The following is a 23,728-nucleotide window of genomic DNA, read 5'->3' as shown; positions in this document are numbered from 1 at the left end:
GTCCGAAAGCCGTTCGCCGCGGGGCGAGTTGACGACCGCTCGGCAGGGGGTGCGGCAAGCGGCGGCGGGCGTGCCGTGCGTGCTGCTCAGTGTGCGTCGGGCCGCAGCCGGAGCCCCTGCATGCCTCCGTCGACGGCCAGTTCGGTGCCTGTCGTCGCACCGGCATACGGTCCGGCGAGATAGCACACCGCGGCGGCGACCTCCTCGGCTGAGACCAGCCGGCCCGTCGGCTGCCTGGCCTCCAGGGCGGCACGCTCGGCAGCCGGGTCGGGGGCCGCATCCAGCAGCCGTCCGATCCACGGGGTGTCGGCGGTCCCCGGGTTGACGCAGTTGACGCGGATGCCTTCGCGGACGTGATCGGCCGCCATGGCGCGCGTCAGCGCGAGAACCGCGCCCTTGCTGGCGGAGTAGAGGGCACGCTGCGGCAGTCCCGCGGTCGCGGCCACGGAGCAGGTGTTGACGATGGCCGCGCCGCCGCCGTGCACCCCGCCGTGCGCCGCTCCACCGCCGTCTGCGGCGGCCGCCTGGCGCAGCAGCGGGAGGGCAGCGGCGCTGACCCGGGCCATGCCCGTCACGTTGATGTCCAGAACCCTGCCCCACTCCTCGTCGTCGTTGTCCTCGACGGTGCCCTGGGCTCCGATGCCCGCGTTGTTCACCAGTACGTCGAGACGTCCGAAGCGCTCACCGAGGGCCTCCAGCGCGGCGTTCACCGATGACCGGTCGGCTACGTCGCAGGGCAGTCCCCACAGGCCGTCCGGCAGCGTGTCCCCGGCGACGTCCAGGACGCACACCTGCGCGCCGCGCCGGGCCAGTTCCCGGGCGACGGCCAGGCCGATCCCGGAGGCGCCGCCGGTCACGGCGGCGCTCCGGCCGCCGAACTCGCCCTCGGAGGATGCCTTCTGCTGAGCCATGCTGCTTCGCCGTCCTTCGTACGTACTGCTGCCGGGCGTGCCGGATGCCGTTCGCGCTCAGTCCGCCGGTGGGCGGCCGGTGTGCGCCTGCACCGCATCCTGGCGGTGTGCTCAGCAGAGCGTAAGGGCGGGTGCGTACAAGTCCATCCGGCCGGGTCGGTCCCGCTGGGTCCGTCCCGACCAGTCCGTCCCGGTTCCGTCACGCCCGGCTCCGTCCCGCAGGGCCGGGGCGCAAGCGCGGTCCGGGACGTGCCCGCGGACCCGGGCGGTCCGCGAGGCGCGGCGCCGCTGCCCGCTCAGGCCCCGGCCCCGTCTCCCTCGCCTGTTGTCCGGCCGGCTGCCAGGTCCCGGGGCCTCCCCCGCTCGTACAGCAGCGCAGAGGCGATGAGCCCCGCGGCGAAGAACCCGGTCGCGCACCAGTAAGCGACCGCGAAACTGTGGACGTTCGCCCGCGCGATCAGGTCCGGGGTGCGCGCGTGAGTGCGGGTGTAGTCGGTGAAGGCGTGGGCCGCCATCGTGTTGAACAGCGCCGTGCCGACCGAACCGCCCACCTGCTGCATCGTGTTGACGGTGGCGGAGGCGACGCCCTGGTCCCGCTTGACGACGCCCAGGGTGGCCAGGCTGATGGCGGACGGCATGACCAGGCCCAGGCCCACACCCATGACCAGCAGCGGCGGCAGGACGTGCGCCGCGTAAGTGCTGTGCAGGCTGAGCGCGGTGAGCCAGATGAGCCCCGCCGCCGCCAGCCCCATCCCCGCGGGCACGACCGGCTTCGGACCGATTCGCGGGATCAGCACGTTCGTCGAGAGCTGGGCCGTCGCCATCAACGCGCCGACCATCGGCAGGAAGGCCAGACCGGTGCTCACGGGTGAGTAGCCGAGCGTCCTCTGCAGGTAGTACGTGAGGAAGAGAAAGACGCCGAACATGCCCGCGCCCGCGATGAAGACGCTGATGAAGGACGCGGCACGGTTGCGGTCCCTGATGATGCGCAGCGGAAGCAGCGGGTTGTCCGTACGCGATTCGCGGACGACGAAGCAGCAGAGCAGCGCGGCGCTCACGGTGAGGGAGCCCCAGCACCGCCAGTCGCCCCAGCTCTCGGTGTCTGCGCTGGAGAACCCGTAGACCAGGCAGAAGAGCCCGCCGGCGACCAGTGCCGTGCCCGGCAGGTCGAGCCGGGGACGGTGGGTGGGCCGGTGCGGCGGCAGGATCGCCATGGCGCAGGCGGCTGCGACGACGGCGATGACGATGTTGACGTAGAGCGTCCAGCGCCAGGTCAGGTACTCCGTGAGCACACCGCCCAGCAGCAGCCCGATGGCTGCCCCGGACCCCGCGATGGCGCCGAAGACGCCGAACGCCCGGGAGCGTTCGCGCGGCTGCGTGAACGTGGTCGTCAGCAGGGACAGCGCCGACGGGGCGAGCAGCGCCCCGAACATGCCCTGCAGCGCACGTGCACCGATCAGTGCCGTGAAGCTGCCCGCGGAACCGCCGAGGGCCGAGGCGACGCCGAACCCGATGAGTCCCGTCACGAAGGTCCTGCGCCGCCCGAGCAGGTCGGACAGCCGGCCGCCGAGCAGGAGCAGGCTGCCGAAGGCCAGCGTGTACGCGGTGATGACCCACTGCCGGCCCTCGTTGGAGAAACCGAGGTCCCGCTGCGCGGAGGGCAGGGCGATGTTCACGATCGTCGCGTCCAGGACCACCATCAGCTGGGCCAGGGCGATGACGGTCAGCGCCCACCAGCGGTGGGAGGTGCGGCTCTCCTCGCCCGCGCCGGAGGCCGGGGCGGAACCGGCATCACCGCCGGGAGAGGGACCGGCCGGTCTGGGGGGCATCGGCGGACCTCACGGCTCCACGGCTGACAGGACGGTGACGCTTCGCAGTCGTCACGCTATGTCCGGATTCCGCGGGCCGCAAAAGATCAAGACCCGGGAGATGGGGAGATGGGGAGTGCCACGGGACGGCACGGTGCCGGAGGGGGCAGGGCTGACCAGAGCGGGACTCTCAGGGATTTCCGTAGGCCTCGCCGCCGACCGCGAGGCGTGCCGTGCCCGCGGTGCTGTCCGCCAGCCAGTCACGGAAGCCGTCGAGCTCCGCCTCGGGCAGCCCCACTTCGATGGTCACCTCGGCCCCGTAAGTGACTTCGCGTACCGAACGGCCGCCGGAGCGCATGTCGTTCTCCAGCCTGCCGGCACGCTGGTGGTCGGTGGTCACGGTCACCAGGCGGTACCGCTGCCGCACACGGGTCCCGACGGCGTCCAGCGCCTCGCCGACGGCTCCGCCGTACGCGCGCATCAGTCCGCCCGCGCCCAGCTTCGTACCTCCGAAGTAGCGCGCGACGACGGCGACCGCGCAGCGGACCCCGCGGCGCGTGAGCATCTGCAGCATCGGCAGGCCGGCGGTGCCGCCCGGCTCTCCGTCGTCGTCGGACCTCTGCAGGCCGGCGTCCGCGCCGATGACGTACGCCCAGCAGTGGTGGGTGGCTCCCGGGTGCTCGGCGCGGACCCGCGCGACGAACGCCTTCGCCTCCTCCTCGGTGGCCGCGGGAGCCAGTACGCACACGAACCGCGAGCGGCTGACCTCCGTCTCGTGCACGCCTTCGCCGGCGACGGTGACGTACTGCTCCTGCATACGGGCACCCTACGTTCGGGCCCGGCACGGCCGGGAGCGGGAATGGCGGGGCCGGTCCCGCCCGTTGGAGAGGTCATGGACGCAGACGCGGAGACGGTACGCAGGATTCTCACCGAGTCGGGCGGCACATGGGCGGTGGTCGGCCTCTCGACGAACCGGGCGCGCGCGGCGTACGGCGTCGCGGGTGTGCTCCAGCGCTTCGGCAAGCGCGTGGTGCCGGTGCATCCCAAGGGCGAAACGGTCCACGGCGAGAAGGGCTACGCGACGCTGGCCGACATCCCCTTCCCCGTGGATGTCGTGGACGTGTTCGTGAACTCCGACCTGGCAGGGAAGGTCGCGGACGAGGCCGTGGACGTCGGGGCGAAGGCGGTCTGGTTCCAGCTGGGAGTGGTCGACGAGAGCGCGTACGAGCGCACCCGGGCCGCCGGCCTGGAGATGGTCATGGACCGGTGTCCGGCGATCGAGATCCCGAAACTGGGGTGAGCCGCCCGGCGCCGCCTGGCTATGGTGCGTGGTCGTGATCAGGACACGGATGGCAGACCCGGACGACGCCCCCGAGCTGGTGCGGCTTCGCCGGCTGATGTTCCTGGGCATGCACGGGAGAGACGAGCCGGGCCCCTGGGAGCGGGACGCGGAGGCCATCGCCCGCCGCGAGCTGCGCCGGGACACCGCCGGCGGCCGGCTGGGCGCGTTCGTGGTGGACGGGGACGAGCCGGGACCGCGGCACCTGGCGGCCTGCGCGGTGGGCACGGTCGAGGAGCGCCTGCCCGCGCCGAAGCATCCGGCCGGGCGCTTCGGATTCGTCTTCAGCGTCTGCACGGACGAGCGCTACCGGGGGCGCGGCTACGCGCGTACGACGACCGAAGCGCTCCTGGACTGGTTCGCCGGGCAGGACGTGACACGGGTCGACCTGCATGCGAGCGGCGACGCCGTACACCTCTACCGCTCGATGGGGTTCGCCGAGCATTCGACCCCGCTCTCGCTCGATCTGTCGCGGCAGTGACGGCCCTCGGCGTTCGTGCCTCAGCGGCACGGCCGCCGCGAGTGCGTGCGTACGCCCGCTCAGATGCCCAGGTCCTCCAGGACGACGGCGCCCGGGAGTCCGGCCAGCGCCTTGCCGGGGACGATGAGCTTGCCGCGGCGCCGGCCGCTGCCGATCAGGGTCCAGGGCAGTTCCGTGACCGCCGCGTCGATCAGCACCGGCCACCCCTCGGGAAGCCCGATCGGGGTGATGCCTCCGTACTCCATGCCGGTCTCTTCGACGGCGGTGTCCATCGGCGCGAACGACGCCTTGCGTGCCTGTAGTTGGCGCCGGACCGCGCCGTTGACGTCGACGCGCGTGGTGGAGAGCACGACGCATGCGGCCAGGGTGCGCTCTCCGCCGCGCTTCGCGGCCACGACGACGCAGTTGGCCGAGGTGCCGGTCAGGTCCTCGCCGTAGTTCTCGACGAAGACGGCCGTGTCGGCCTTGTCCGGATCGGTGTCGACGTACAGCAGCTGGTCGGCCGGCACCTCGCCCTTCCAGGCACGTACGGCGTCCGCCGCCGGCCCGGTGAAGTGACCGGCCGCTCCCGCGGGTTCGGCCGAGTCGAAGTTCCCGATGGGTGCGCGCATGCGCCGCACGCTAGCACCGGACCGCGGACCGAGGCAGCGCCGGTCAGCGGGGTGCGGGCACCGAGATGGCCATGGTCATCTCGACCGGTGCACCGCCCTGGTTGCGGTAGCCGTGCGGCACGTTCGCCTCGAAGGAGGCGGAGGTGCCCGTGGGCACCTCGTAGTCCTTCCCCTCGACGCTGAGCGTGAGCAGACCCTCGCGTACGTGCACCAGCTCGGTCGTGCCGGCCGGGTGCGGGTCGGAACTGCTCCCGTCGCCGGGCATGAGCCGCCAGGACCACAGCTCCAGCGGGCCCGGAGCCTCGGCGCCCGCCAGCAGGGTGCTGTGGCTGCCCGCCTCGGTGGACCACAGCCGTACCGCCTGCTCCGCCGGTACGAGGCGCACCTGCGGCTCCTGGTCGTAGTCGAGCAGGGTGGTGATGCTCACGCCGAGGGCGTCGCCCACCTTGACGACCGTGCCGACGCTGGGATTTGTGCGGCCCTGCTCGATCTGGATGAGCATCCCGCGGCTCACGCCGGCCCGGGCTGCGAGGCGTCCAAGGTGTAGCCGCGCTCCTGGCGCCGGCGCTTCAGATTGCGGGCCAGGGACTGCGTGAGGTGGTCGAGGTCCGTCACGGGCTCCGTACACCGTCCAATATTCTGGATGACAGGGTTCAGCGTACTAAACTACGGTGAGCTGTACTTCCTTGTTCACGCCACTGTACTGCGAGGTGTTTCATGACCGCCGCCCTGGCCCTGGTCACCAGCCTGATGTGGGGGCTCGCCGACTTCGGGGGCGGGCTGCTCACGCGGCGCATGTCCGCGCTGACCGTCGTCGTGGTCTCCCAGGCGCTGGCGGCCGTGGTGCTCGGCGCGATCGTGATCGCCACGGGAGGCTGGAGCGAGTGGGGCGGACAGCTGTGGTTCGCGGCGGCGGCCGGTCTCGTCGGGCCGGTGGCCATGCTGGCCTTCTACAAGGCGCTCGCCCAGGGCCCGATGGGCGTGGTCTCGCCGCTGGCCTCGCTCGCTGTGGTCGTCCCCGTCGCGGCCGGTCTGGCACTGGGGGAACGGCCGGGCTGGATCCAGGCGGCGGGCATCATCGTCGCTGTGGCCGGGGTGGTGCTCGCAGGCGGTCCGGAGCTGCGCGGCGCCCCGGTACAGCGGAAGACGATCGCCCTCACGCTCGTCTCCGCGCTGGGCTTCGGCGCCGTGATGGCGCTGATCGAGCACGCCGGCACCGGCACCATGGCGGGCCTCTTCCTCGCGCTGTTCGTGCAGCGGGTGTGCAACGTCGCCGTGGGCGGTGCCGCGCTGTACGTGCAGGTCAGGCGGGGGACACCGGCGCTGCCCGCCGAAGGGGGCGGCCGTGCCGTTCTCGCCGCGCTGCCCGCTCTGGCCTTCGTCGGCCTGGCGGACGTCGCCGCCAACGGCACGTACATGCTCGCGACCTCGTACGGGCCGGTGACCACGGCCGCGGTGCTCGCCTCGCTTTATCCCGTCGTCACGGCGATCGCGGCGCGCGGTGTGCTGCGGGAGCGGCTGCGCGCCGTGCAGACCGCCGGGGCGGGCCTGGCGCTGGTCGGCACGGTGCTGCTGGCGTCCTCCTGACGCCGGGCCCGGCTGCCCGGAAGGTCACGTGCCGTCCGCCGCCGTGCTCCGGGGCGCTGCCCCCACGGCACGGCGGGGGGCCGTCCGTGCCCTACTCCCCCTCGCCCCCGGCCAGTTCGGATGCGGCCAGGAGCTGCTGGGGCGTCACACCGTCCGGCACCGGCACCGGCGCCGGCGTCCGCAGCGGCGGCTGCCAGCCCCGCTCGCCCTCCCAGCGGCGCACGATCCTCGCGGGAGCACCGGCCACCACGGCATGACCGGGCACTTCGCCCCGTACAACCGAACCGGCTGCGACGACCACGTTCCGGCCCAGCCGCGCCCCCGGAAGGATCACCGCACCGGCGCCGAGCCAGCTGCCGCCGCCGATCTCGACGGCGGCACTGCGCGGCCACTGCTTGCCGACGGGCTCATGCGGGTCGTCGTAGGAGTGGTTGGTCGAGGTGATGTAGACGTACGGGCCGCAGTAGACGTCGTCACCGAAGGTGACGGACCCCTGCACGTCCGCGATGACGTGACTGCCGCGGCCCAGGACGACGCCGTTGCCGAGGGTGAGAACCGGTTCCGGGCCGAGGTCGAGGTCCGGCAGCATCCCGGCGGCGAGGGTGACCTCCTGGCCGATGACGCAGTGATCCCCGAGTTCGATCCACGGGGTGCCGAAGACCGTGCCCTGCGGGAAGGCGAGCCGGGTGCCGGCCCCGATCCGGCGGAAGGCATACGGCCCGGGGCGCTCGGCGCTGATGGCACCGGCGTACTGGGCCCGGCGCCAGATGCCGTGCACCGCACGGGACGTGAGCGAGGCGAAGGTGTTCCGGATCGATGGCACGCCCGTCACGGTAGTCCGGACGGGTACGTGCGGGCCCGTACAGGCCCCTGTGATCTTCCGCCCACCCATCGCCTACGGTTCAAGCAGGGGCCGGTGACGATCCGGCCGGGGAGCGAGCGGAGAAGACGATGACGGAGAAGCGAGCGGTGATTGCGGGTGTGAGCGGCAGCGAACCCAAGCTCGACGAGGATGCCTACACCGCGCCGACATCCGTAGTCGTGGGAGCCGTGACCATGGGCGCGGGCTCCAGCGTCTGGTACGGGGCGGTGATGCGTGCGGACTGCGACCTGATCACGCTCGGCGAGGGCTCCAACATCCAGGACAACTGCACCGTCCACGCCGACCCGGGCTTTCCCACACACATCGGCGCCGGCGTCTCGGTCGGCCACAACGCGGTGCTGCACGGCTGCACCGTGGAGGACGACGTCCTCGTCGGGATGAGCGCAACGGTGCTCAACGGCGCCCTCATCGGCTCCGGTTCGCTGATCGCCGCCCATGCGCTCGTTCCGCAGGGCATGCAGGTGCCGCCGGGGTCGCTGGTGGCGGGCGTGCCGGCGAAGATCAAGCGGGAGCTGACCCCCGAGGAGCGCGAGGGCATCAAGGCCAACGCCGCCATGTACCAGCATCTGGCCCGCACCCACCGCGACGAGGTCTCGCCCGTCGAAGACTGAGCGGCCGGCAGGCCTCGCTCAGTCGCCGGTACGGACCGCGCCGGACCCGGCGCGGTCCGTACCGGCGTTGTCCTGCCCGGCGCCGGCCCCCGCCTTGTCTGCCCCGGCCTTCTCGCCCGCCGCCTTCTCGGCCCCGGCCCCTGCTTCCGCGCCCTCGGAGGCGGCACGTTCGGCCTCGGCCTTACGGGCGCGGCGGCGCACGATGATCATCGAGGCGAGTCCGCAGAGCACGGCGGCCACGAGGCCCAGCCAGGAGAAGCGCTTGAGCCACTGCTCGGCCACGATGCCCACGTAGTAGATGACGGCCGTCGTGCCGCCCGCCCAGACGATGCCGCCCAGCACGTTCGCGATGAGGAACTTCCAGTAGGGCATCCTCAGCACACCCGCGAGCGGCCCGGCGAAGATCCGCAGGAGCGCGATGAAGCGGCCGAAGAAGACCGCCCACATCCCCCACCGCTCGAACGCCCGCTCCGCGGTGGCGACATGATGCGGCCCGAAGTGCTTCGGGAACTTGCCGCCGAGCCAGGCCAGCAGCGGTTTGCCGCCCTTGCGGCCGATCGCGTAGCCGATGGAGTCACCGACGATCGCGCCCGTCGTGGCGCATGCGCCGAGGATCAGCGGGTCGATCTCTCCGTGCTGCGAGGCCAGCAGCGCCGAGCTGACGAGGACGATCTCACCCGGGAGGGGAATGCCCAGGCTCTCCAGCCCGATGACCACCCCGACCAGGAGATAGACACTCACGGCCGGCACGCTCTGGAGCAACTCCTGGACCTCGTGCAACTGAGCTTCCTCCCGCAGGTGATGGACGCGGGGAGGCGTCGGTCCGCTGCACCCCGCGCACGCGCCCGGAAGGCCACGGGCGCGCGTCCGGGCAGCCTACTCGATGCCGGGAAACGGGAAACGGCGCCGCGAAGGGCAGCAGGAGGTCACCTCGACCGCGCGGCGCAGGGACCGTCCGCGGCCGGCCGGCCGACCGTCACTTCGGCTTCGGGCGTCGGCGGCGGCGTCGGCTCAACCGTGGGGACGCAGCGTCCAGATGATGGTCATCTCGCCCGTGACGGCGCCGTCCTCGCGGGCGATCTTCACATCCACCGGGAACTCCGGCCGCTCCCCCACGTCCAGCTCGGCCAGCACGTCCGCCACGGGCCTGCCGAGCTCGGCGGTCGCCGTCACGGCGCCCATGGCCAGCTTCTTGTATCCGATCTCGGCACGGACTGCGAGCGGCACCGCGCGCCCGAGCTGGTCGCCGAACGCGGCGAGCACGACGGCTCCGCTGGCCGACTCGGCGAGTGTGAACATGGCTCCGGCGTGCGGCCCGCCGACGTGGTTGTGGTAGTCGCTCTGGTCGGGCAGGGAGACGACGGCCCGCTCGGCGCTCGTCTCGCTGAACTGGAGGCCGAGGGTGCGGACCATCGGGACGGTGTCCGCCATCATCTGGCCGATGGACGGGAGGGAGTCTGTGGACATGGCAGCGAGGTTACCACCCAGTAACTCCGGTCGGTCAACGGCTCCGGCTCCCCCCCCCAGTGCGGCCGCCGGGTCAGCCGATGGTGAAGGCGCCCTCCGGCGGCTCCGGCGACGGCGCGGCCTCGCCGTCCGCGACGGGTTCCGCCCCGTCGGTGAAGCGATCCAGCGCCGCTCCGTGCACGACCCGTGCGGGGAAGGCGTCCGAGGCCGTGCTGCGCGCGAGGGCGTCGACGGGGAACGGCTCGTGCGAGACGGCCAGGACGATGTTGCCGAAGCGCCGGCCACGCAGCACCGGGGGCTCGGCGACGACGCAGATGTGCTCGAAGACCGTGCGGAACGTGGCGACCTGGGACGCGGCGAACCGGAACGGGGCGGCGTCGGCGACGTTCAGGACGCAGATGCCCTGCTCCCGCAGGACGCGGCCGACGGCCTGAGCGCAGGAGACCGTGGTCAGATGCGGCGGCACGTGCACGCCGTCGTAGACATCGGCGATCACGACGTCCGCCGACGCCGCCGGTGACGCGCCCAGGAAGTCGAGGGCGTCCGCGGCCGACGGCGCGATACCGGAGCCGGGCGGCAGCGGAAGGTGCTCCTGTACGAATCCGAGCAGGGCCGCGTCGGTGTCGGCGACCTGCTGCCGCGACCCGGGGCGGGTCGCCGCCACGTACCGGGGAAGGGTGAGCGCGCCGCCGCCCAGATGCAGCACGTCCAGGGCCTCCCCGGGCGGCGCCGCCAGGTCCAGTACGTGGGCGACGCGGCGGGCGTACTCGAATTCCAGGTGCGTGGCGTCGCGCAGGTCGACGTAGGACTGCGGCGCGCCCTCGACCGTGAGCAGCCAGCCGCCCTCGCGGTCGATGTCGGGCAGCAGCTTCGCGGTGCCGCCCCCGACGGCACGCGTCACGGGTATCGGATCCTCGTTCACCGTCCCATTGTGCTGTCGTGCCGCCGGCCCTTGTGCCCCCGGCCCGGACGTGCGGCGGAGTCGTACAGCCGCACGTCCGGGCCGGGGCTCGGACGGCCCCGGGGGGGGCCGCCCTCGCGCTACTCTTCGCCGACCCGCGTGACGGTGCCGGCGCCCACGGTGCGGCCGCCCTCACGGACCGCGAAGCCGAGGCCCGTCTCCAGCGGCACCGCGTGGTCCAGCTCGACGTCCAGCGTCACGGTGTCGCCGGGAAGGGCGATGCCGTCCTCACCGAGGGCGACCTCGCCGGCCACGTCCGCAGTACGCAGATAGAACTGCGGACGGTAGCCGCTGTGGACCGGCGTACGGCGGCCGCCGTCCCGCGTGGAGAGCAGCCGGACCCTCGCGGTGAACCGGCGCCGGGGAGTCAGGCTGCCCGGCACGGCGACGATGTGCCCCCGCCGCACGGCGTCCCGCGGCACGCCGCGCAGCAGCAGCGCCACGTTGTCCCCGGCCTGTGCCTCCTCCATCGGCTTGCCGAAGGTCTCCACGCCGGTCACGACGGTCTCGGTCTCCGCTCCGAGGACCTCCGCCTTGTCGCCGACGCGCACCGTGCCGCGTTCCACTGCTCCGGTGACGACGGTGCCGCGTCCGGTGATGGTCAGCACGTTCTCCACCGGCAGCAGGAAGGGTGCGTCGAGGTACCGCTCCGGGACGGGGACCCAGGTGTCCACGGCGTCCAGCAGCGCCTCGATCGCCCCCGTCCAGCGCGGGTCGCCCTCCAGTGCGCGCAGCCCGGAGACCCTCACGACGGGGAGGGTGTCCCCGTCGTAGCCGTGGGCGGTCAGCAGCTCGCGGACCTCCAGCTCGACCAGCTCGGTCAGCTCCTCCTCGCCGGCGTCCGCCTTGTTCAGGGCGACGACGACGTGCTGTACGCCGACCTGCCGCGCCAGCAGCACGTGCTCGGCGGTCTGCGGCATTACGCCGTCGACGGCGGAGACCACGAGGATCGCGCCGTCCAGCTGGGCGGCGCCGGTCACCATGTTCTTGATGAAGTCCGCGTGGCCGGGCATGTCGATGTGCGCGTAGTGCCTCGTGCCGGTCTCGTACTCGACGTGCGCGATCGTGATCGTGATCCCGCGGGCCGCCTCCTCGGGTGCCCTGTCGATGCGGTCGAACGGCACGAACGCGCCGGTGCCGCGGTCGCTGAGGACCTTGGTGATGGCGGCCGTCAGGGTCGTCTTGCCGTGGTCGACGTGCCCCATGGTGCCGATGTTGAGGTGCGGCTTGGTGCGCACGTAAGCCTGCTTGGCCATGTCTCTTCCTCGTCTGGTTCGCGCCCTCGGAACGGGCGCGGCGGGAACGGGACCCCTCGGACCGGCCGACCCTTCCCCTGCGGGGTCCTCGGTGCGATCCGGGAAGGGTCAGCCTCGGGTGCCGTCGGCTGCCACGGCGGCGGCAGCCAGGGCAGCGCATGCGGCTGCGGCCGCGCCGGCGGCGACGGGGCCGGCCGGCGAGGTGACCGAGGTGAGCGAGGAGAACGGCGGAACGGCAGCCCTCGGCACGCCCGCTGCCGCGGGCCGTGCGATGAGGAGGGGCTGCCTGAACATGACCTTGATGCTGACGTCCCAACGGCCGTACGTCGACTGATTTTTCTCACACTCCGGCCGGCCCGCGGTCGCCGTCCGCCGGGCCGGCGAAGCCGCCGCTGAGAAGGGGTCCGGGCGGGCGGCTGACCCCGGTCACCACGTCGCGGATGTGACCGTTCCGCGGATGAGCGATGGGCTTCCCGTCCGGCGGAGGCTCACATACGTCGGTTACGCTCGCCGCGTGTCCGTCCCCTCAACGCAGCAGTCAGACGGTCTCCCCAGCCGGCTGGTGCAGGCGCTGCTCTCCCCGAGGTGCCGGCTCGCAGTGCTTCTGCTGCTGCTGTCCGCCGCGGGGATATCGATGCTGGTGTACGAGCCTCAGCGGTTCGTCACCCAAGGGCTGCCCGCACATCTCTCGGGCGGCCTCGCCGGCGTCCTGTTCACGGTGGCCTACGGGCTGTGCACGGCGGCCTTCGTCCCGCGGCCGGTCCTCAACGTCGCCGCCGGCGCGCTCTTCGGCAGCCAGGCCGGCACGGTCGCGGCGGTCGTCGGTACGGTCATCGGCTCCGGGCTCGCTTTCGGGCTCGGCAGAATCCTGGGCCAGGACGCGCTCCGTCCACTGCTGCGGGCGCGCTGGCTGAGCGCCGCCGACCGCCAGCTGAGCCGGCACGGATTCCGGTCGATGCTGATCATCCGGCTGCTTCCCGGCGTCCCCTTCGCGGCCTCCAACTACGGTGCCGCCGTCTCCCGTATGGGATGGCCGGCCTTTCTCACGGCGACGGCCCTGGGCGTGGTGCCCAACACGGCCGCGTATGTGATCGCCGGCAGTCACGCCGCCGCGCCCACCTCTCCCGTCTTCCTCGCCGCCTTCGGCTTCATCGCGCTCTCCGGCCTCGGCGGTGCCGTGCTCGCCTGGCGCAAGCGCGCCCTGCTGCGGGGTTCCGCACCGGCCCGTAGCGGGGAGAGCGAGCCCTGCGGCCAGGGCGACGCCGCTCCTTGAGGGCCCGTCACGACCGTCATCCGAATGGCTGTAGTCTTCCCCGCGTGATCATTGCCGCGGCGAGGACGGGTCAGCGCAGATGTCTTGGTTCGAATCGTTCATTCTCGGGCTCGTCCAGGGACTGACCGAGTTCCTTCCGATCTCTTCGAGCGCCCATCTGCGGCTCACCGCGGCCTTCGCGGGATGGCAGGACCCGGGCGCCGCCTTCACCGCCGTCACCCAGATCGGCACGGAGACGGCGGTCATCATCTACTTCCGCAAGGACATCGGGCGCATCATCTCCGCCTGGAGCCGGTCCCTCGTCCAGCGCGACATGCGGCGCGACCACGACGCGCAACTGGGCTGGCTGGTGATCGTCGGCTCGATCCCCATCGGCGTGCTCGGACTTGCGTTCAAGGACCAGATCGAGGGCCCGTTCCGTGATCTGCGGCTCATCGCGACGACGCTGATCGTCCTGGGCATCATCCTCGGCGTCGCCGACAGGCTCGCCGCCCGGGACGCCCGCGCGGGGAAGCACCGGACGGTGCGTCCGCGCAAGACGATCGACCAACTGAACGTCAAGGACGGCCTGCTCTACGGATGCGCCCAGGCGCTGGCGCTGGTCCCAGGCGTATCGCGGTCGGGCGCCACCATCAGCGGCGGCCTCTTCATGGGCTACACCCGTGAGGCCGCCGCCCGTTACTCCTTCCTGCTCGCCATCCCCGCCGTGATGGCCTCCGGCTTCCTCGAGCTGACGGAGATCGGCAAGGGGCATGTCTCGTGGGGGCCGACCATCTTCGCGACGGTCCTCGCCTTCGTGGTCGCGTACGCGGTGATCGCCTGGTTCATGCGCTGGATCTCCACCCGCAGCTTCATGCCCTTCGTCATCTACCGCGTGCTGCTGGGCATCGTGCTGTTCGTGCTGGTGGCCACGGGAGTTCTCAGCCCCACCGAGGGCGCCTCGTCGGACGGCGGCGTCTCGTCCGGCTGAGCTTGGGGCAGTGCGGCGTCAGACCAGCGGTGCACAGCGGCCCCTGGGTGTAGTCCTGCCGCCGTACGGCAGGACTCACCCGCGGGACGAGGACAGAGCACGGTTCACGAGGCATCGTTGACGACATGAACCGGATGTGGCCATTCCGCCTGGATCGTCCGTGAACGCCCTCATGGCAGCAATGCTGCTGTCCCTGGTGTCGGCCGTGTGCTACGCGACCGCGGCCATCGTCCAGGAACGCCTCGCCGCGACGACGGCACCCAGCCGGTACGGACTGCTGCGATCGCCCCGCTGGTGGGGAGCGGTCGCGCTGAACAGCTCCGGCGCGATCCTCCACGTGGGCGCGCTGGGGCTCGGGCCGCTGACCGTTGTGCAGCCGCTCGGCGTCCTCACCCTCGTACTGGCGGCCCCGCTGGCAGCCGTGCTGGTCAACAAGCCGGTGAGCGCGGCCGCTTGGTACGGCATCGTCATCGTTTCGGGCGGGCTTGCCGTACTTCTGGTGCTCACCGGGTCCACCCCTGCCCATGCTCTCGGGGGTGCCGGGCAGCTCGCTTTGGCGGGGACGGTGGCCTGCGCGCTGGCTCTGCTCCTGCTGACCGCCACGACGGCGGGACGGCGCGCACGGATGCTGCGGTCGGTGTCGATGGCGGCAGCGGCGGGAGTGGCCTACGGCGCCGCGTCGGTGTTCACGAAGACCGTCGCCGACATCTGGGACACCTCGCTCTCGCTTTCCGGTTTCCTGGCGACCGCGCCCGTGCTGCTGCTCATCGGCGTTCTCGCCGCGGCCGGGCTGGCGGCCTCCCAGTCCTCGTACCGCGGTGGCGGGCTGGCCGCACCGCTGGCTACGACGACGGTGGTCAACCCGGCCTTCGCCGCCGCCGTCGGCATCGTGATGCTCGGCGAGAGCTTCCGCTACGGGACTCCGGGCGCCGTGGGCGCGGTCCTCGCCGGGGTCGTCACCGCGTGGGGGCTCTTCGTCCTCGCCGCCGACAGCGCCGGTGGCCGGCCACGGCAGGCCAGAGGCTCGCGGGTTCCGGTCAAGGGCCCGGGGCCCGTGGTGATCCGGGCTCCCGGGCGGCTGTCCGGGGCGGTGCACCAGGCCGTCCTGCGGATGCCGCCCGTACGGCAGCACACGCGGGAGCCTGCCTCGCGGCGCTGACGCGGCGGGGCGGGGCGGGGCGGGCCTGAGGGCTGGGCTGGAACTGGCGACCTGGCGTGGGGCAACGCCGGGGCGTGAACAGTTCCTCCGGCCGCGCAACAGCGTGGACACAGGATCTTCACACCGTGTTCATTTTTCGCAGCTCGCGGTGACGGAACGCACAGAGGGCGTGCCGAATGTCGCGTTTCAGCGAATGATGCCCCTTCATTCATTCCCAGGAAATTGTTCGCCGAATGAGGGAAATCAAAGACCGTTTCCGCAAAGGCGGTTACGCGCAGCATTCACAAGTTCCTTGCGTAATTCCGCCGGACACGCAGCTATACATGGTGAGGGTGACCGGTCGGTAAGCAGCGATCAGATCCGGCCAATGTCGCACCGGCGTACGGCCGAATCATGTCGCGACCAGCGGGCACCAAGTCGTCACGAAAGTGACAGAACGGCGAGACTTCCGTATGCGCTTCCCAAGCTGACGGCGCGTCGGCCCGGCACCTCGGCCCGCACACCCGGATTCCCGTCCCGACCAGGCACTCTTCCCCTCCTCACCCCGCCCTCGGCAGGGCCGCGGAGCGGCTGTGCACCCCGGCCCGGCACGGCACCCGGCGGTACCGGGGCGGATTTCCACGCCAACTGTCCTCAGCTTGTCCCTGAGACCAGGACAAGCCCTTCCCTCCGCAATGCGCGTACAGGGCCGCTCAAGAGCGGCATCATGCCGTGAGGGGACCGGGGGGAGACCGACCGCACCGATCAAGAGTTGGTGGACCATGCGAATCCGAAGGCTTCTCAGCGAACCCCGCACGAGGGCGACACAGTTCACAGATGGATTACTGAATCTTTCCGGGTCGCACGCGTTCTCGGCTGGCTACACTCACGCCCCATGCGATCCATGAACCACAGCCGTCGGAGGCGTGCAGACGAGAATCACCCGATATTCATTGCCAGTTCAGGTCGGCGTAGACGACTCGTCCGATATGCGGCAGTGACAGTCGGGTGCGCCTGCACCGGGTACATGGCGCTCTTCGTAGCTGTGTTCGGTGGAGTTCAGGACCCGGTCGGGGATCAGCCCCCGCGTATGGACCAGCCGTTGCCCAGCACATCTTCACAGGACGACTCCGATGTACCGGCGGGCGCAGAGATTCCGGCCCGCACAGCCTCCCCCCACAATTCGTCCTCCCCCCACGACCCCCCGGCCTCGACCAGGCCTGACCGCAGGACCACACCCCCCACCCCCCGCAGCGACCGCGACCCCGCACAGACCACCCCCACACCCGCCAATTCTTCGGCCCGTCCCGGCGGCGCGACCAGGTGAGCCGGCACGCGCTGCGCCGAGACCCGCGAGGGCACTGGCTGCTGCTGGTGCTCTTCCTTCCCGTGGTCACAGCTGCCCTCCTCTTCGAGGGCTGGACGAACCACGAGGTCGACTCCGCACGCACCAAAGCCCCGTGCGCCACCCCGATCCCGCGCGCCGCCGACAACGGGGACCCTGTTCTGCGTCTCGACGGCAAGTTCGTCCAGACGGCCTCCATGCCCGCCCGCACCGCCGCGCTCACCTTCAACGGGGGCCCGGACCCCACGTGGACGCCGCGCATCCTCGACCTGCTGCGCAGCCGCCACGCCAAGGCCACCTTCTTCGTCTACGGATCGCAGGCCACCCGCCACCCCGAACTGGTGCGCCGTATCCGTGCCGAGGGGCACGAGATCGGCTCGTACACCTACACGGGCGGTGACCTCGGCGTCGCATCGCCCATCCGTGCCCAGTTGGAGCTCTCCCTCACGCAGACCGCGCTGGCGGGCACCGCCGGCGTCAACACCGGACTTCTCCGTCTCCCCCACACCAGGGCGGCCGACACGATGTGCGGCAAGGAGTGGACGGCGGCACAGCGCAGCGCCGAGCAGGGCTATCTCCTCGTCGCCGCGGACCGCAAGTCCCGCAAGCCCTCGCAGGGAGTGATACGGCAGTACAGCCACACCGACCTCGGTTATCACGAAGCTGAGCAATTGCTCCGCAACCGGAACGTGAAGAAGTTCACCACCGTCACAGGAGGGCTGGGGCAGCAGTCCTCGATGACGACGGTGTCCGCAGACGAAAGGCTGCGAGGTGAGGGGCTGATATGGGCGCGGACCCTGGGCCGCTTCTTCACCGGTGCGATGGCCTGGGCGCTGGGCATCGCCGGCGGCCTCGGTGTGCTGCGGCTGCTGATGCTCGTACTCTTCGCGCGGATGCACATGCGGCGCCTGCAGCGGTTCCGTCCTGGCTCGCCGTGGCTGCGGGAAGTGAACGAGCCGGTGACGGTCCTCGTCCCGGCGCACAACGAAGAGGCGGGGATCGAGGCCACGGTCCGCTCACTTCTGGCCTCGACGCACCCCTACGTCCAGGTCGTCGTCATCGACGACGGGTCCACGGACCGCACCGCGCAGATCGCCGAAGGCATCCGCGACCCGCGGGTGACCGTCGTACGGCAGCCCAACGCGGGCAAGCCGGGCGCGCTCAACACAGGTCTGGGCTACGCGCGTCACGACATCGTCGTGATGGTCGACGCGGACACCGTCTTCGAGCCCGACGCCCTATTCCGGCTCATCCAGCCGCTGGCCCATCCGGCCATCGGTGCGGTGAGCGGCAACACGAAGGTCGGCAACAGGACCAAGCTGCTCGGCAGATGGCAGCACCTGGAGTACGTCTTCGGGTTCAACCTGGACCGGCGGATGTTCGAGGTGCTGGAGTGCATGCCGACCGTCCCGGGTGCCATCGGCGCCTTCCGCCGGGACGCGCTGATGGGCATCGGCGGCGTCAGCGACGACACCCTGGCCGAGGACACCGACCTGACGATGGCCCTGTGGCGGGCGGGATGGCGCGTCGTCTACGAGGAGTCCGCCATCGCGTGGACCGAAGTGCCGGGCAGTCTGGGCCAGTTGTGGCGGCAGCGCTACCGCTGGTGCTACGGCACGCTCCAGTCGATGTGGAAGCACCGGCGTGCGGTCCTGGAGGTCGGCCCTGCCGGGCGCTTCGGGCGCAGAGGGCTGAGCTACCTGGCCCTGTTCCAGATCGCCCTGCCCCTGTTCGCACCGGTCGTCGACGTCTTCTTCCTCTACGGCATCTTCTTCCGCGACCCTGTCGAGGCGGTGGGCGTCTGGCTCGGCTTCATGGCCGTCCAGATGGTCACGGCCGCGTACGCGCTGCGGCTGGACAACGAGCGGATGCGCGAGCTGTGGGCGCTGCCGCTCCAGCTGTTCGTGTACAGGCAGCTGCTGTATCTGGTGATCATTCAGTCCGTGGTGACGGCCATGCTCGGCAACCGGCTGAAGTGGCAGCGCATGCGCCGGTCGGGCACGGCGGACGAGTATCTGCTCAGCGAGCCGGTCCAGCGCAAGAGTCTGCTGCCGAAGTGAACGACACGTACGTGACCGTATCGACGTCGACGTGACCGAGGGAGAGTCGGACCATGAAGGACCCACTTGACCAGTGGGCCGAGGGTGAGACGCCAGGTGCGTCTCAGGGGGATTCTCCGGGCCACACCGCCGAGTTGGCCGGTGAGTGGAGGCACCACGGGCCCGGGGGCTCGAGCGTCCACGGCTGGGCCGGGACCGGCCAGGGGTGGGCCGTCTCGGACCCGGTGAACGTCGTCGGCCCGGCACGTCGCGGAGACCCGAACCGGCCGCTGCAGCCCTCCTGGGAGACCAGGGAGACGATCAGGGGCGAGGTGGCCCGGTCACGTACGGAGGCGGCCGGCCGGCCGGGCCCCGCTCCGCCGCAGTCCCCGGTACCAGGCCAGGGAAGGGGGCCGCGCCCGCAACCCGGCCGTCCGGGATTCCCCGCCGGGCGGGCCGGAGCTGTCGGACCTGGCGGCCCCGGCGGACCGGGAGGGCCGGGCGGTCCGATGAGACCCGGCGGCCCCGCCGGACGCGGCGGCATGGGCGGCGGACCTCCCGCGCGGGAGAACAACTCCCGGTTCGGACCCACTCCACCTCGCGCACCGCGCCGTCCCAAGCGCCGCAGGCCGCTGCGGCGCGCCGCCGTCCTGCTGCTCGCAACGATCCTCGTGGGCTCCGGCGGCACCTACGCATGGGCGGAGACGAAGCTCCAACGGGACGTGAACCTCGACAAGTTCACGGACCGTCCCCCGGCCGGCAAGGGCACGAACTACCTCATCGTCGGTTCCGACAGCCGCGAGGGCCTCTCCGAGGCGGACCGGAAGGAGCTCAACACCGGTGTGTTCGGGGGCCGTCGCACCGACTCGATGATCCTCATGCACAAGGGCGCGCACGGCACGACGATGATGAGCCTCCCCCGCGACTCGTGGGTGACGATCCCCGGGTACAAGCGTCCCTCCACGGGCAAGCAGTCCGCGCCTGTGAAGAACAAGCTCAACTCGGCGTTCGCGCTGGGCGGTCCGGAGCTGCTCATAGCCACGATCGAGCAGAACACCGGCCTGCGCATCGACCATTACGCCGAGATCGGGTTCGCGGGCTTCGTGAACATCGTCGACGCGGTCGGCGGAGTCCCGATGTGCATCAAGCGGGACATCAAGGACGAGGACTCCGGCGCCGACCTGAGGAAGGGCTGCCAGAACCTCAACGGGGCCGAGGCCCTCGCGTTCGTACGGCAGCGCAAGCAGGAGGCCGAGGGCGACCTGGGCCGCACGCAGAACCAGCAGCAGTTCCTCTCCGCGCTGGCCGGCAAGGCCACGTCACCCGGGACGATGCTCAACCCGTCCGATCTCTACCCCGCTCTCAGCGCCGGGCTCGACACGCTCGTCGTCGACCAGACCATGAGCATGCCTGCGCTCACCAAGATGTTCCGCTCCGTGCAGGGCGTGTCCAAGGGCGGCGGTCAGCAGGTCAACGTGCCCACCGCTGGGGGCATCTCGACGCCGAAGGGCAGCGCGCTGCGCTGGGACGAGGCGAAGTCGGAGAAGCTCTTCTCCCAGCTCAAGAACGACAGTCCGGTGACCGTCACCAACAAGTGACCTCTCCCCAAGGCCTGTTGAGGGCGACCGCCAGGAGTGACCAGGGCGGTCAGCGGATACGGTGCTGACATGGGGAACGGGGCGCCGGACGGGCACGGACACGCTGCGCAGGGCGAACGGCCGGATCAGGGCTATGGGTTGCTGGTGGCGGCGACACCTCCGGGCAGACACCCGGCGCTCCAGGCGACGGAGGCGCTGCCCGCTCTCGCCGCGACTCCCCCGTCGGTGCTGCTGGGCACGGGCACCGGCAGCGTCGTCCAGCTCGCGGACCCGGGCGACCCCAACGCCGTGCTGTCACACCTGCGTACGGCCGCCGCGCACGACGGACCGCTGCTCGTCTATCTCGCGGGGCAGCTCCTGCTCGACTCGCGCGAGCGTCTTCCGCATCTCGCACTGACGCGCTCCACGCCGCGGTCCGTGCGCTACACGGGTCTGCCATGGCACTGGCTCGTCGCCGAGTTCGGCCGCAGACCCATCGGGAGCACGGCGGTGATCGCCGACCTCGTCGCGGACGCGGCGCTGTGGCAGCGGCGTTCGCAGTACCGGCTCGCGGACGGGCTCGTCCTGCACGGGACTCTGGCCGCGCCGCCCGCCGGACGGCTCCCCCGCGCTACGGAGTACAGCCGCGCGCTCGCCACGGTGCTGCGGGCGAGCCGCGTGCGGCCGCCGCTGGACCAGCTCCATCAACTCGCCATGCACGGCGCCGGCTTCGGCCCGGCCTGTGACGAGCGGATGCCGCTCGGCGGTGCTCCTGCCCCGGCCATGCCGGGTCCGGGGCCGGGGCCGGCACCTGCGCCGGGGCCCGGGCTGGTCCCTGCGCCGGGTCCGGGGCCGGAACCTGCGGCCGTGACCGTGCCCGCCTCGGAACCTCCGGCGGCGCCGCCTGCCCCCGCACCCGCACCCGCACCCGCACCCGCACCCGCGACGGTCACGCCGCTCCCCGCGTCCGCGTTTCCCCCGCCACCCTCGTCTCCCCCTCCGGCGCCGCCATCGTCCCGGCCGTCCTCGCCGCCCGTACCGCCCTCAACACCCGTACCGCCCGTACCGGGAGGGGCAACTGAGGCCGCCGGTGACGCACCCGCCGGCGTGCACGAGGCCATCTACCGGGCAGCCGGTGAAGGCCGCCACGGTGAGGCCGCGACGATCGCCTCCCAGTGGGAGACCGCCGCCCTGCGCGCTTCAGGACCCCACTCGATGGAGGCCGTCCACTGGGTGGAGGTGCGCGCCGACCTCGCCCATCGAGCGGGCGACGCCGCACGCGCGTGCACCTTGTGGCTGCAGGCGGCCGCCGTCCGCCTCCAGGCCGGCCAGGCCCCGGAGACGGGCGAGGTCTCCGGTGCCGTGGACCGCGCACACCACTGCTGGCACCAGGTGGCCGACCAGGGGCAGGCGTACCAGCTCGGAGTGCAGCTCTCGCAGCTCAGGGAGCGGGCACCGGGCGGCACACCGGGAGCGGTCCGCGACGTACAGGACCGGCTCGCCGTGCTCGCTTCCCCGCACGGGCCGGGAGACCGGGCGGCGGCAGGCTGACAGCCGGATGCCGGGCCGGCCGCTCCTCCGGCCCCCTTCCCGGACATGGCCGGACCGGGCCGGGCAGGGGACCGGCCGGACAGGACTGCCGCCCTGCCACCGGAAGCGTGGCCGGGGCGTTCAGTGCGAGTGCCGTGGCACCTCGCTGCCGCTGCCACCCGTCAGGAAGTCCAGGTCGGCGCCCCGGTCGGCCTGCATGACGTGATCGGTGTACAGCTTCGACCAGCCGCGCCGCGCTCCGCCGCCGCTGCCCTTCGCGCCGTCACCGTCCGAAGCGGATGATGCCTCTGCCTCGGCACGGGCGGCCAGTTCGGCCTCGTCGACGCGCAGATCGAGCCGCCGTCCCGGGACGTCGAGTTCGACGACGTCTCCCGTACGTACGAGCGCGAGCGGCCCCCCTACCGCCGCCTCCGGTGCGACGTGCAGCACGCACGTGCCGTATCCGGTGCCGCTCATCCGCGCGTCACTGATCCGGACGACGTCCTCGACGCCCGCCTCCAGCAGCACCTTGGGAACCGGGACGTTGCCCACCTCGGGAAAGCCGGGATAGCCCTTGGGCCCGGCGCCCCGCACCACGATGACGGTGGACGGGTCGACGGGCAGCTCCGGGTCGTCCGCAGCGGCCGTGTAGTCCTCGACCCGGTCGAAGACGAGCGCGCGCCCGCTGTGGGTCAGCAGTTCCGGGTCGGCCGCGGACACCTTGAGCACCGCGCCGTCGGGGCAGAGGCTTCCGTAGAGCACGACGGTTCCCGCACCCGCCGGCATGAACGGTTCGGAGACGGTGCGGATGACCTCGCGGTTGTAGCACTCGGCGTCGGCGATCTCCTCCCCGATGGCGCGCCCGGTGACGGTGACCGGCTCCTGGTGGATGAGCGCGCCCAGTTCACGCATGACGACGGGCAGGCCGCCCGCGTAGTAGAAGTCCTCCATCAGGAAGCGCCCCGAGGGCATCATGTCCGCGAGCACCGGGACTTCGGAGGTGAGTGCGTCGAAGTCGCCCAGTTCGAGGGGCACTTCGACCCTGCCCGCCAGAGCCAGCAGGTGTACGACGGCGTTGGTCGAGCCGCCCAGCGCCGCGTTCACACGTATCGCGTTCTCGAACGCCTCGCGCGTGAGCACCTGGGAGGGCCGCAGATCCTGCTCCACGAGCTGTACGGCCTGCCTTCCGGACGCCTGCGCAAGGGCGTAACGCCTGGCGTCGACTGCGGGGACCGCCGCTCCGCCGGACATCTGCATGCCCAGGCTCTCGGCCATGCACGCCATCGTCGAGGCCGTACCCATCGTCATGCAGTGCCCGCGGCTGCGCGACATGCAGCCCTCCGCCTCGCGCAGGTCGGCCTCCGTCAGCTTTCCTGCGCGCACCTCCTCGCTGAGCTTCCACACCGCCGTGCCCGAACCGATGTCCCTGCCACGGAACTTGCCGTTGAGCATCGGCCCGCCGGTGACCATGATCGAGGGGATGTCGACGCTCGCGGCGCCCATGAGCATGGCCGGTGTCGTCTTGTCGCAGCCGGACAGCAGCACGACGCCGTCGAGCGGGTTGGCCCGCAGCGTCTCCTCGACCTCCATGGCCATCAGATTGCGGTACAGCATGGTGGTCGGCCGCATCAGCGGTTCGCCGAGCGACATGGCGGGGAACTCGAGCGGCAGGCCGCCCGCTTCCCACACGCCGCGCTTGACCGCGTCCGCCACGTCCCTCAAGTGCGCGTTGCAGGGCGTGAGTTCCGACCAGCTGTTGCCGATTCCGATGACGGGCCGTCCGTCGAAGACCTCGGGGCCGAAGCCCTGGTTGCGCATCCAAGAGCGGTGGATGAAGCCGTTGCGGCCCTCCGCCGCGAACCAGGCCGAACTGCGCCGGGCGGATCCGTCGTTGCTGCCCATGTCCACTCCCTGTGCTGGTCGGTGCTGTGACGGCCCCCG

The 23,728-nt window shown here is 71.7% G+C and carries 21 protein-coding genes and 1 pseudogene; 10 read left to right on the top strand and 12 right to left on the bottom strand.

Annotation, left to right across the window (positions count from 1 at the left end):
- Positions 1-86 precede the first annotated feature (86 nt).
- The 3 genes from ACSMXX_RS30420 to ACSMXX_RS30410 form a co-directional block, all read right to left on the bottom strand.
- Positions 87-911 (bottom strand): SDR family NAD(P)-dependent oxidoreductase, encoded by an 825-nt coding sequence (locus ACSMXX_RS30420; protein ID WP_473181860.1) that lies wholly within the window; start codon positions 909-911, stop codon positions 87-89.
- A 296-nt stretch (positions 912-1,207) separates the two neighbouring features.
- Complete coding sequence (locus tag ACSMXX_RS30415) at positions 1,208-2,740, bottom strand: MFS transporter (protein WP_473181859.1); 1,533 nt, start codon at positions 2,738-2,740, stop codon at positions 1,208-1,210.
- 169 nt (positions 2,741-2,909) lie between these two features.
- A complete protein-coding gene (locus tag ACSMXX_RS30410; protein ID WP_473181858.1) occupies positions 2,910-3,536 on the bottom strand; it encodes a YigZ family protein in 627 nt (208 codons plus the stop codon).
- 75 nt (positions 3,537-3,611) lie between these two features.
- Here ACSMXX_RS30410 and ACSMXX_RS30405 point away from each other — a divergent pair, with 75 nt between their 5' ends.
- Both ACSMXX_RS30405 and ACSMXX_RS30400 read left to right on the top strand, forming a co-directional pair.
- Positions 3,612-4,019 carry a CoA-binding protein gene (locus ACSMXX_RS30405; RefSeq protein ID WP_473181857.1) on the top strand — a complete coding sequence of 136 codons (408 nt, stop codon included), beginning with the start codon at positions 3,612-3,614 and terminating at the stop codon, positions 4,017-4,019.
- 34 nt (positions 4,020-4,053) lie between these two features.
- Positions 4,054-4,539 carry a GNAT family N-acetyltransferase gene (locus ACSMXX_RS30400; RefSeq protein ID WP_473181856.1) on the top strand — a complete coding sequence of 162 codons (486 nt, stop codon included), beginning with the start codon at positions 4,054-4,056 and terminating at the stop codon, positions 4,537-4,539.
- A gap of 59 nt (positions 4,540-4,598) precedes the next feature.
- Here ACSMXX_RS30400 and ACSMXX_RS30395 read toward each other — a convergent pair whose 3' ends face one another.
- Both ACSMXX_RS30395 and ACSMXX_RS30390 read right to left on the bottom strand, forming a co-directional pair.
- On the bottom strand, positions 4,599-5,150 hold the full coding sequence (locus ACSMXX_RS30395) for a YbaK/EbsC family protein (protein WP_473181855.1): 552 nt from the start codon (positions 5,148-5,150) through the stop codon (positions 4,599-4,601).
- Between the two features lie 43 nt (positions 5,151-5,193).
- Positions 5,194-5,765: pseudogene (locus ACSMXX_RS30390) on the bottom strand (helix-turn-helix domain-containing protein).
- A gap of 102 nt (positions 5,766-5,867) precedes the next feature.
- Here ACSMXX_RS30390 and ACSMXX_RS30385 point away from each other — a divergent pair.
- Positions 5,868-6,737: an EamA family transporter gene (locus tag ACSMXX_RS30385; RefSeq protein WP_473181854.1), complete on the top strand. Its 870-nt coding sequence runs from the start codon at positions 5,868-5,870 to the stop codon at positions 6,735-6,737.
- A gap of 91 nt (positions 6,738-6,828) precedes the next feature.
- Here ACSMXX_RS30385 and ACSMXX_RS30380 read toward each other — a convergent pair whose 3' ends face one another.
- Positions 6,829-7,560: an acyltransferase gene (locus ACSMXX_RS30380; RefSeq protein ID WP_473181853.1), complete on the bottom strand. Its 732-nt coding sequence runs from the start codon at positions 7,558-7,560 to the stop codon at positions 6,829-6,831.
- Between the two features lie 128 nt (positions 7,561-7,688).
- On the opposite strand from ACSMXX_RS30380, the gene ACSMXX_RS30375 reads away from it, so the two are divergent.
- A complete protein-coding gene (locus tag ACSMXX_RS30375) occupies positions 7,689-8,231 on the top strand; it encodes a gamma carbonic anhydrase family protein (protein ID WP_473181852.1) in 543 nt (180 codons plus the stop codon).
- Positions 8,232-8,249: 18 nt separating this feature from the next.
- Here the strand turns inward: ACSMXX_RS30375 and ACSMXX_RS30370 are convergent, their stop codons facing one another.
- The 5 genes from ACSMXX_RS30370 to ACSMXX_RS30350 form a co-directional block, all read right to left on the bottom strand.
- On the bottom strand, positions 8,250-9,011 hold the full coding sequence (locus ACSMXX_RS30370) for a DedA family protein (protein WP_473181851.1): 762 nt from the start codon (positions 9,009-9,011) through the stop codon (positions 8,250-8,252).
- Positions 9,012-9,242: 231 nt separating this feature from the next.
- Positions 9,243-9,698, bottom strand: a complete 456-nt coding sequence (locus ACSMXX_RS30365) for a DUF4442 domain-containing protein (protein ID WP_473181850.1) — start codon at positions 9,696-9,698, stop codon at positions 9,243-9,245.
- 73 nt (positions 9,699-9,771) lie between these two features.
- Positions 9,772-10,620 (bottom strand): spermidine synthase, encoded by an 849-nt coding sequence (locus ACSMXX_RS30360; RefSeq protein WP_473181849.1) that lies wholly within the window; start codon positions 10,618-10,620, stop codon positions 9,772-9,774.
- Positions 10,621-10,739: 119 nt separating this feature from the next.
- Positions 10,740-11,915, bottom strand: a complete 1,176-nt coding sequence (gene tuf, locus ACSMXX_RS30355) for an elongation factor Tu (protein ID WP_473181848.1) — start codon at positions 11,913-11,915, stop codon at positions 10,740-10,742.
- Between the two features lie 108 nt (positions 11,916-12,023).
- Positions 12,024-12,209, bottom strand: coding sequence for a hypothetical protein (locus tag ACSMXX_RS30350; RefSeq protein ID WP_473181847.1), 186 nt, complete (start codon positions 12,207-12,209; stop codon positions 12,024-12,026).
- A 220-nt stretch (positions 12,210-12,429) separates the two neighbouring features.
- Between ACSMXX_RS30350 and ACSMXX_RS30345 the strand changes: the two genes are divergently transcribed.
- The 6 genes from ACSMXX_RS30345 to ACSMXX_RS30320 all read left to right on the top strand — a co-directional run bounded on the left by ACSMXX_RS30345 (position 12,430) and on the right by ACSMXX_RS30320 (position 21,808).
- A complete protein-coding gene (locus ACSMXX_RS30345; protein WP_473181846.1) occupies positions 12,430-13,188 on the top strand; it encodes a TVP38/TMEM64 family protein in 759 nt (252 codons plus the stop codon).
- Between the two features lie 79 nt (positions 13,189-13,267).
- Positions 13,268-14,158 carry an undecaprenyl-diphosphate phosphatase gene (locus ACSMXX_RS30340; RefSeq protein ID WP_473181845.1) on the top strand — a complete coding sequence of 297 codons (891 nt, stop codon included), beginning with the start codon at positions 13,268-13,270 and terminating at the stop codon, positions 14,156-14,158.
- Between the two features lie 172 nt (positions 14,159-14,330).
- Complete coding sequence (locus ACSMXX_RS30335; protein WP_473181844.1) at positions 14,331-15,317, top strand: DMT family transporter; 987 nt, start codon at positions 14,331-14,333, stop codon at positions 15,315-15,317.
- Between the two features lie 1,302 nt (positions 15,318-16,619).
- Positions 16,620-18,701, top strand: coding sequence for a bifunctional polysaccharide deacetylase/glycosyltransferase family 2 protein (locus ACSMXX_RS30330; RefSeq protein ID WP_473181843.1), 2,082 nt, complete (start codon positions 16,620-16,622; stop codon positions 18,699-18,701).
- A 488-nt stretch (positions 18,702-19,189) separates the two neighbouring features.
- The gene (locus tag ACSMXX_RS30325) at positions 19,190-20,278 is read left to right on the top strand and encodes an LCP family protein (protein ID WP_473181842.1); all 1,089 of its coding nucleotides are present in this window, start codon (positions 19,190-19,192) and stop codon (positions 20,276-20,278) included.
- A gap of 69 nt (positions 20,279-20,347) precedes the next feature.
- Positions 20,348-21,808 (top strand): hypothetical protein, encoded by a 1,461-nt coding sequence (locus tag ACSMXX_RS30320; RefSeq protein WP_473181841.1) that lies wholly within the window; start codon positions 20,348-20,350, stop codon positions 21,806-21,808.
- Positions 21,809-21,928: 120 nt separating this feature from the next.
- On the opposite strand, the gene ACSMXX_RS30315 is transcribed toward ACSMXX_RS30320, so the two are convergent.
- Positions 21,929-23,689, bottom strand: a complete 1,761-nt coding sequence (locus ACSMXX_RS30315; RefSeq protein WP_473181840.1) for an IlvD/Edd family dehydratase — start codon at positions 23,687-23,689, stop codon at positions 21,929-21,931.
- Between the last annotated feature and the right edge of the window lie 39 nt (positions 23,690-23,728).

It is taken from the genome of Streptomyces sp. DSM 116795 (genome assembly GCF_055792905.1).
This window is presented reverse-complemented; position numbering and strand designations above follow the sequence as displayed.

Coding starts and splice junctions, on each gene's coding strand:
- ACSMXX_RS30385 (WP_473181854.1), top strand. CDS start 5,868: ATGACCGCCGCCCTGGCCCTGGTCACCAGCCTGATGTGGGGGCTCGCC.
- ACSMXX_RS30335 (WP_473181844.1), top strand. CDS start 14,331: ATGGCAGCAATGCTGCTGTCCCTGGTGTCGGCCGTGTGCTACGCGACC.
- ACSMXX_RS30315 (WP_473181840.1), bottom strand. CDS start 23,689: ATGGGCAGCAACGACGGATCCGCCCGGCGCAGTTCGGCCTGGTTCGCG.
- ACSMXX_RS30350 (WP_473181847.1), bottom strand. CDS start 12,209: ATGTTCAGGCAGCCCCTCCTCATCGCACGGCCCGCGGCAGCGGGCGTG.
- ACSMXX_RS30420 (WP_473181860.1), bottom strand. CDS start 911: ATGGCTCAGCAGAAGGCATCCTCCGAGGGCGAGTTCGGCGGCCGGAGC.
- ACSMXX_RS30410 (WP_473181858.1), bottom strand. CDS start 3,536: ATGCAGGAGCAGTACGTCACCGTCGCCGGCGAAGGCGTGCACGAGACG.
- ACSMXX_RS30415 (WP_473181859.1), bottom strand. CDS start 2,740: ATGCCCCCCAGACCGGCCGGTCCCTCTCCCGGCGGTGATGCCGGTTCC.
- ACSMXX_RS30405 (WP_473181857.1), top strand. CDS start 3,612: ATGGACGCAGACGCGGAGACGGTACGCAGGATTCTCACCGAGTCGGGC.
- ACSMXX_RS30320 (WP_473181841.1), top strand. CDS start 20,348: ATGGGGAACGGGGCGCCGGACGGGCACGGACACGCTGCGCAGGGCGAA.
- ACSMXX_RS30375 (WP_473181852.1), top strand. CDS start 7,689: ATGACGGAGAAGCGAGCGGTGATTGCGGGTGTGAGCGGCAGCGAACCC.
- ACSMXX_RS30365 (WP_473181850.1), bottom strand. CDS start 9,698: ATGTCCACAGACTCCCTCCCGTCCATCGGCCAGATGATGGCGGACACC.
- ACSMXX_RS30395 (WP_473181855.1), bottom strand. CDS start 5,150: ATGCGCGCACCCATCGGGAACTTCGACTCGGCCGAACCCGCGGGAGCG.
- ACSMXX_RS30325 (WP_473181842.1), top strand. CDS start 19,190: ATGAGACCCGGCGGCCCCGCCGGACGCGGCGGCATGGGCGGCGGACCT.
- tuf (WP_473181848.1), bottom strand. CDS start 11,915: ATGGCCAAGCAGGCTTACGTGCGCACCAAGCCGCACCTCAACATCGGC.
- ACSMXX_RS30340 (WP_473181845.1), top strand. CDS start 13,268: ATGTCTTGGTTCGAATCGTTCATTCTCGGGCTCGTCCAGGGACTGACC.